The organism is Vibrio sp. 2130-1 (genome assembly GCF_033339515.1).
Genome location: NZ_JAWOUT010000650.1, coordinates 1 through 538, shown reverse-complemented (window position 1 = coordinate 538; position 538 = coordinate 1). Strand labels below are relative to the sequence as shown.

1 protein-coding gene is annotated in these 538 nt (G+C 39.8%); it reads left to right on the top strand.

Annotation, left to right across the window (positions count from 1 at the left end; all coding sequences use genetic code 11):
• Positions 1 to 271: 271 nt before the first annotated feature.
• The coding region (locus tag R7Q09_RS27930) for a transposase (protein ID WP_318144179.1) at positions 272 to 538 on the top strand (267 nt) is incomplete at its 3' end.

Below are 538 nucleotides of genomic sequence, written 5' to 3'. Positions count from 1 at the left end.
GTTTAATAATTTTTAAGCTCAATCGTTAGAGAGCAAGCTACCTCCCTCAAAGTCTAGACGCAGCTTGCTTTTTTAGCTAGATCAAAGTTTTACTTTGTGCAATCCAGCCTTTCCTTGACCACCAAAAAATCAACCCACCATCATTTGTGATATAAAATGTGCCTTTCTCCTTTTTGCTCATTTGTATGACAGTGTTGCCTTCAACGCCATGATCCAACAAAATCGATAAGCTAAGATCTGATCCACTATGTTTATCCAATAACTTAGCCTAATGCCGAAACCTCGCTACAAACCCACTCATTGGAATCAATACAATCTATCGCTTATTAATAGTGGTTCTCTGACATTCTGGATGGATGAAGAAGCTATTCACAAGTGGAAGCAGAGTAAACAAGGTAAACGTGGTAGACCTCGTCAGTTCGGCGACTTAGCCATTACCACTGCGCTTATGATGAAACGAGTTTTCTCAATGTCGTTGAGAGCATTGCAAGGGTTTATCGATTCTGTTTTTTCATTGGCTAACGTTCCTATAGTCTGT